This is a genomic window from uncultured Chryseobacterium sp., assembly GCF_913776365.1.
Taxonomy (GTDB): Bacteria; Bacteroidota; Bacteroidia; order Flavobacteriales; family Weeksellaceae; genus Chryseobacterium.
On sequence record NZ_CAJYMO010000001.1, the window covers coordinates 1 to 5,798 of the forward strand.

The 5,798-nt window shown below is 46.8% G+C and carries 4 protein-coding genes and 1 CRISPR repeat array; all 4 genes read left to right on the forward strand.

Annotated elements, in window-relative coordinates:
- Positions 1–444: response regulator transcription factor (locus QZ735_RS00005; RefSeq protein ID WP_294243030.1), on the forward strand; the 444-nt coding region annotated here is incomplete at its 5' end.
- 250 nt (positions 445–694) lie between these two features.
- Positions 695–1,996, forward strand: a complete 1,302-nt coding sequence (locus QZ735_RS00010) for a HAMP domain-containing sensor histidine kinase (protein ID WP_294243033.1) — start codon at positions 695–697, stop codon at positions 1,994–1,996.
- A 37-nt stretch (positions 1,997–2,033) separates the two neighbouring features.
- Positions 2,034–2,390: a CRISPR direct-repeat array (repeat unit 29 nt; unit sequence TATCAATAGAAATGGGCTTTAGCCCATTT).
- A 665-nt stretch (positions 2,391–3,055) separates the two neighbouring features.
- Positions 3,056–5,428: a TonB-dependent receptor gene (locus tag QZ735_RS00015; protein WP_294243035.1), complete on the forward strand. Its 2,373-nt coding sequence runs from the start codon at positions 3,056–3,058 to the stop codon at positions 5,426–5,428.
- Between the two features lie 235 nt (positions 5,429–5,663).
- Positions 5,664–5,798 (forward strand): SDR family NAD(P)-dependent oxidoreductase (locus QZ735_RS00020; protein ID WP_294243037.1); only part of this gene is annotated, 135 nt, incomplete at its 3' end.

Genomic DNA, 5,798 nt, shown 5'->3' on the forward strand with positions numbered 1-5,798 from the left:
AGTGCCATTGCCGATTCCAGGCAGGTGGTGCAGGGGCTGGACCTTGGTGCTGTGGATTATATCCGCAAGCCTTTTGAATGGGACGAACTCCTGGCCAGGATCCGTACCGTCAGCCGGTTTTCAGGTACCAGAGGACAGCAGAAAATCAGGATCGGGGATCTGGAAATCGATATTCCTTCCCGGAAAGTGAAAAGGGAAGACCGGGAAATTGTACTGACGTCCAAAGAGTTTGTACTGCTGGAATACCTGATGCGTAACGCCAACCTTGTCCTTACCAAAAACCAGCTGCTGGAAAATGCCTGGAACATGAACTTTGATCCGGAAAGCAACATTGTGGAAGTCTACATGCACCAGCTCCGGAAAAAAATCGACAAGGGGTTTGATGATCAGCTGATCCGGACCGTTATCGGAGCCGGCTATATGCTGAAAGGCGAAAAAAAATAAAGCCCTTCCGGGGTTGCACTTTGATACAATGGATTGTATGATTAACATGAGAATATATGCTCGCAGATTGAGCGGATCAAGCAGGCCTTTACCATTTATCAGTGCTGTGATGCAGTGAATTTATGAGATATAATGAGATATATGCTTTCAGAGTAAGCGGACTGTGCAGGTGTCAAGGATTTATAAATCTGTGTAACCTGCTCAATCTGCATGAGATTATTTTCAGTGAGAATGTAAACAGATATCAGGCATGAAAAAACAGTCTGCTTCCTTTTTCTATCAGAGTCTGCGGTTTCGGTTCGGGCTGCTGTTCAATTCGCTACTGTTCCTGTGCGTCAGTTTCATTGTCTATTCCCTTTACAGGAATGCTAAAACGGAACTGGACCGGAGTTTTTCCCTGCAGCTGTCTTCTGCAGCCAATGCCGTCCTCCAGAAAACGGACATCGATCCCATTTCCGTTCCGCTGCCCAAAAGCGGCGAATTTTTCAGGATCATCTATGACGATAAGGCCCGGAAAACCACGCTGATCGATAACCTGCCGCAAGACCGGGCCGATCAGGAAAAATGGCGGCTTGTTTCCGTAAAGAAATATCCCGAAAACGGTGGCCTCCTCACGGTGGATTTTGCGCTGTCAGCAGAAAACTACCATGCCGGCATCCGTAAGCTGCGGCAACTGCTGTACCTCTATCTTCCGGTGGCCTTTCTCCTTTCTTTTCTCGGCGGTTATCTGCTTTCCGGGTTCCTGCTAAGACCGCTCCGCCGGATTATCCATAAAGCCAATCAGGTGGATCTGGAACATATCACGCTGCTTGCAGAACCGACTGCCCGGGACGAATTCTATCATCTTACCGATGCGCTGAACCGGATGCTGCTCCGGATTGACGAACAGGCAAAACAACAGACCGCTTTCTTCACCATGGCTTCCCACGAGCTGCGGACGCCCATTAGCACCATGCTCACGGAACTTCAGGTCTTCAACCGGGAGCCGGGAGATCCGCAGACCCGGCAATTGCTCGATAACCAGGAACAGGAAGTCAGTCGGATGAAAGCCTTGGTTGATAATTTCCTGTGGATGAGCCAGATTGAATCCGGCAACCTGCGGGGCAATCCGTCTGCCATAGACCTGGCCGAAATGGTGCTGGAACTTTCCGAAGGCTTCAGGAAACCCATGGCCTTGAAAGGCCAGCGCTTCCGGATTGAACTTTCACCCGCAGATGGTGATTTCACGGTTTCAGGCGACCGGAACCAGGTGGAGGTCATCCTCCACAACCTCATTTCCAATGCCGTAAAATATGGTGAACCCGACAATATCCTTGAAATCATCCTCTACCGGCAGGAGAGAACTGGCATCCTGGTTTCCAATGCCATCAGCCGGCCCATCGAAAACCCCGAAAAGCTTAAAGGCCAGTTCCTCCGCGACACCTTCCACAAAGACGGCTTCGGCCTCGGCCTCTGGATCTCCGATACCCTGAGCCGGAAAAATAACGCTGAACTTACATTGGAAGCTGATAAGGAAAGGTTTTTGGCGAGGGTGGAGTTTGGGAGAAAGTAATGATAAAATAATAATAAGCAGTATAAAAAACATACTTTGTCAATAGAAATGGGCTTTAGCCCATTTACACAATCATGATCATGATCAATATAAAATAAGGCAGTTTCAATATAAAAGGACGTACCTTATCAATAGAAATGGGCTTTAGCCCATTTACACAATCATGATCATGATCAATATAAATAAGGCAGTTTCAATATAAATGGACACACCTATCAATAGAAATGGGCTTTAGCCCATTTGCATAATCATGATCAACGGAAAATAAAGCAGTTTCAATATAAAAGGACGCACCTATCAATAGAAATGGGCTTTAGCCCATTTACATTATAAAACAACGATTTCGATATAAAACGTACGCATCATATCAATAGAAATGGGCTTTAGCCCATTTACAATATAATGTCCGAAGATCCGTCTAATAGGTTTTGGCTGAAGCCGAATTTGATGCTGCTATAATCCCGTCGGGCTGAAGCCCAACGCTATTGAGAAGGGTAAATAATTTTCATTCAGGCAATTAATACACATCAATCAATGAAATTCAACACAATCTATCGGCATTCATCCTGTATTTTTCGAATGGGTGACTCCAAAAAATGCTCATCTATCGACAGAAATAAAAATCTTTGACTTCCATCTCATGTACTCTGAACTGTTTTCAGGTCGTTAAATTACATTTTGTAGCTTATATGTTGAACTGCAGTAGGGTATAGCCGCAGTAGAGAGGTAAGGGTGATGCAGGTTTGCCATTGAAATCCACTGAAATCAGTTGCATAAAGTGCACCGGGCATCTGATGAAGAGGGTGTTTTCAGGCTGTTGAAATTTATTTTCATTTCATACCACAAATTCAATGAAGAAAACAGATTTTTAATTACATTTGCACCTTATTAATATTTGGTCTAAATAAGCTTAATAAAACAGGCTGTTACAAATTCCTTTATTAATAATCATCCGTCCAAGGATTTCCGCCGTCACAAAATCATATGAAATTTTTTAAAAGTCTCAACCCTTTCCTTCCTGGTAAATTAAAGAAGAGAAGGAATTTATATTGATATAGTATGCTGAAACGTTTATTTTTTCTGATTTCTATTTTATGCTGTTCGGTTCTTTTCGCACAGACCGCTACCGGATCCATCTCAGGAACCGTCACTTCCCTTGAAAATGAACCTCTCGAACTCGTTTCGGTCTCCCTGCTTGATCAGGATAAAATGACGACTACCGATATCCATGGCCGTTTCAGCTTTCCCCGTATGGCTCCCGGCAGCTATGTTGTCAGGATACAGATGCCCGGACTGAAGGAACAGCAGATCCCGGTTGAGGTTAAACAGGACGAGGATACGCCGGTCACCTATCAGCTGTCCAGAGAAAACATCCAGGTGTTGCAGGAGGTAAGGATTGTAGGGGATATGAAAAAGATAACGGGAAAAGAAAGCCCTTATGTCGCCAAATTACCGATCAAATACCTTGAAAATCCTCAGGTATACAATACGGTTCCCAAAGAACTTATCATTCAGCAGTCGGCCGTTGATCTGGGAAGCGTATCGAAAAACATTCCCGGCGCCGGAATCCCGATGATTGCCAACCAGGGTAGGGTGACTTTCCGGTCCCGCGGTTTCGATACGGAGCCGAACGCAAGAAACGGAGTGGCCGGCGCGGCTTTTTCATTTTTAGATAATGCCAACCTGGAAAGGGTAGAAGCGATCAAAGGCCCTTCCACCACGCTTTTCGGGACGCAGGTATCCAGCAGCTACGGCGGGCTGTACAACAGGGTGACCAAAAAACCGTATAATGGACAAGGCGGTGAAGTGAGCTATACGGGAGGCAGCTGGAATTTCAACAGGCTTACCTTCGATGCCAATACCCCGGTGAATGCAGACAAGACGGCACTGTTCAGGCTGAACGGCGCCACCACCTTTGAAAAGAGTTTCCAGGACAACGGCTTTACCAACAGCCTGGCCCTTGCCCCCAGTTTTTCCTATCAGATCAATGACAGGCTGTCCCTGTTGCTGGATGTGGAATTCGGGATTGCCAAAGGAACTTCCGTGGTGCGTTTCAACCCTTACACGAAAAGCAATAAAATCCAGTCCATTGCGGATATGAATTTTCCTTATACCAAAACATTCCTGGGCGACGATATCGCGTATTCCACCCAGATGATGAACATCTTCGGACAGCTGAATTACAAGATCTCGTCTCAATGGACGTCCCAGACCGTATTCTCCAGGGCAAAATCAACCATCAACGGCTACATTACTGCGCTGAACGGCCGGTCCGATACTACTTTACAGGCGAGTGTGATTGCAGGGAATACCAATTTCATCGCGACCAACCTCCAGCAGAATTTTATCGGGGACTTCTTTATCGGCAGGTTCCGGAACAGAATGGTGGTCGGGCTCGATTTTTACAACAATTTCAACAGTTTTGACCGGACGACGGTGAATGCCCCGGTGGTCGATTTCGTGAATACACCGGCAACCTACCGGGTAACCAGGGACCAGCTGGATAATCTGACCAATACCGGGACTCCGCGGAAAGAGAAAAGCAGCGACAACACCTATGCCGCCTATATTTCCGATGTGTTTGATATTACGGACCGGCTGAAAGTGATGGGAAGCCTACGGGTAGACGATTTTCACTACAAAGGGGTGTACAATATCCTGACAGGCCAGACGGCAGGCGGGCTGAGCGTCAGCGGGCTGCAGGCCGGGCCTTATACCCAAACGGCGCTGTCCCACAAATCAGGGCTGGTGTATGAAATCATAGAGGATAAAGTATCGCTTTTCGGAAATTACCTGAACGGTTTCTTTAACATCAGCGGTGTTGACAGGAACGGGAATAATTTCGTTCCCCAAAGAGGAAACCAGCTGGAATTCGGGGCTAAGGCTGATCTGTTTAGTCACAGGCTTGTCGGTACGGTAAGTTACTACGACATCCATGTGGACCACGTTCTGAGAACGGATCCCGAAGACGCCAATTTCTCCGTCCAGGACGGTTCCCAGTACAGCAAAGGGGTGGAAGTGGACATCACTGCCCATCCTGCGGCAGGACTGAATATTATTGTAGGTTATGCATATAACGACAGTAAGTTTACCGAAGCGGATGCTTCCGTCCTGAATCTTCGTCCTGCCGCTTCAGGGCCTCAGAACATGTACAACTTTTGGGTAAGCTATGCTTTTGTAAAAGGAAAACTGAACGGCCTGGGAGCAGGCTTTGGCGGGAATATTGGAAGCTCATCCTATCAGACGAACACGCAGACGGCAAAAGTGATTATTCCGTCCTATCAGATGTTTGATGCCAGCATTTTCTATGACCGCCCGAAATACCGCCTGGGACTGAAAATCGATAATATTACCAGCGAGCGGGCGTGGTCGGTAAGGCTGACTCCCCAGGCGCCCATCCGGTACCTGGCAAGCATTGCCCTTAAATTCTAAGCTGGCCAAACCGGAAATCAGGGAACTGAAATCAAACAAACCCACCGGAGAAAAAATAGTCGGCTGGGCTCCCGGAGCTGTGCAGGCCGCAGCGGGAATTCCGGTGGACTTATTTTTATGCGGGCGGTAAGACTCATCTGTAAGGAATGTTTGTTTTTTGTAATCCATTGTTTCTATTTCGTTAGAAGCCATACCCTTTACTGTTCTACCTTTGTCCTATAAAATATTATACAATATGAATACAGGAAAAGTATGGTTTGTAACGGGTGCCTCCAAAGGGCTGGGGCTTTCACTCGTTAAAAAACTGATTGGAAACGGATACCGGGTAGCGGCAACCAGCAGGAATCTTCAAAATCTGACTGATGCCATG

Bases quoted from the DNA above. Each gene is read 5' to 3' on its own strand.
- QZ735_RS00010 (WP_294243033.1), top strand. From the start codon at position 695: ATGAAAAAACAGTCTGCTTCCTTTTTCTATCAGAGTCTGCGGTTTCGG.
- QZ735_RS00015 (WP_294243035.1), top strand. From the start codon at position 3,056: ATGCTGAAACGTTTATTTTTTCTGATTTCTATTTTATGCTGTTCGGTT.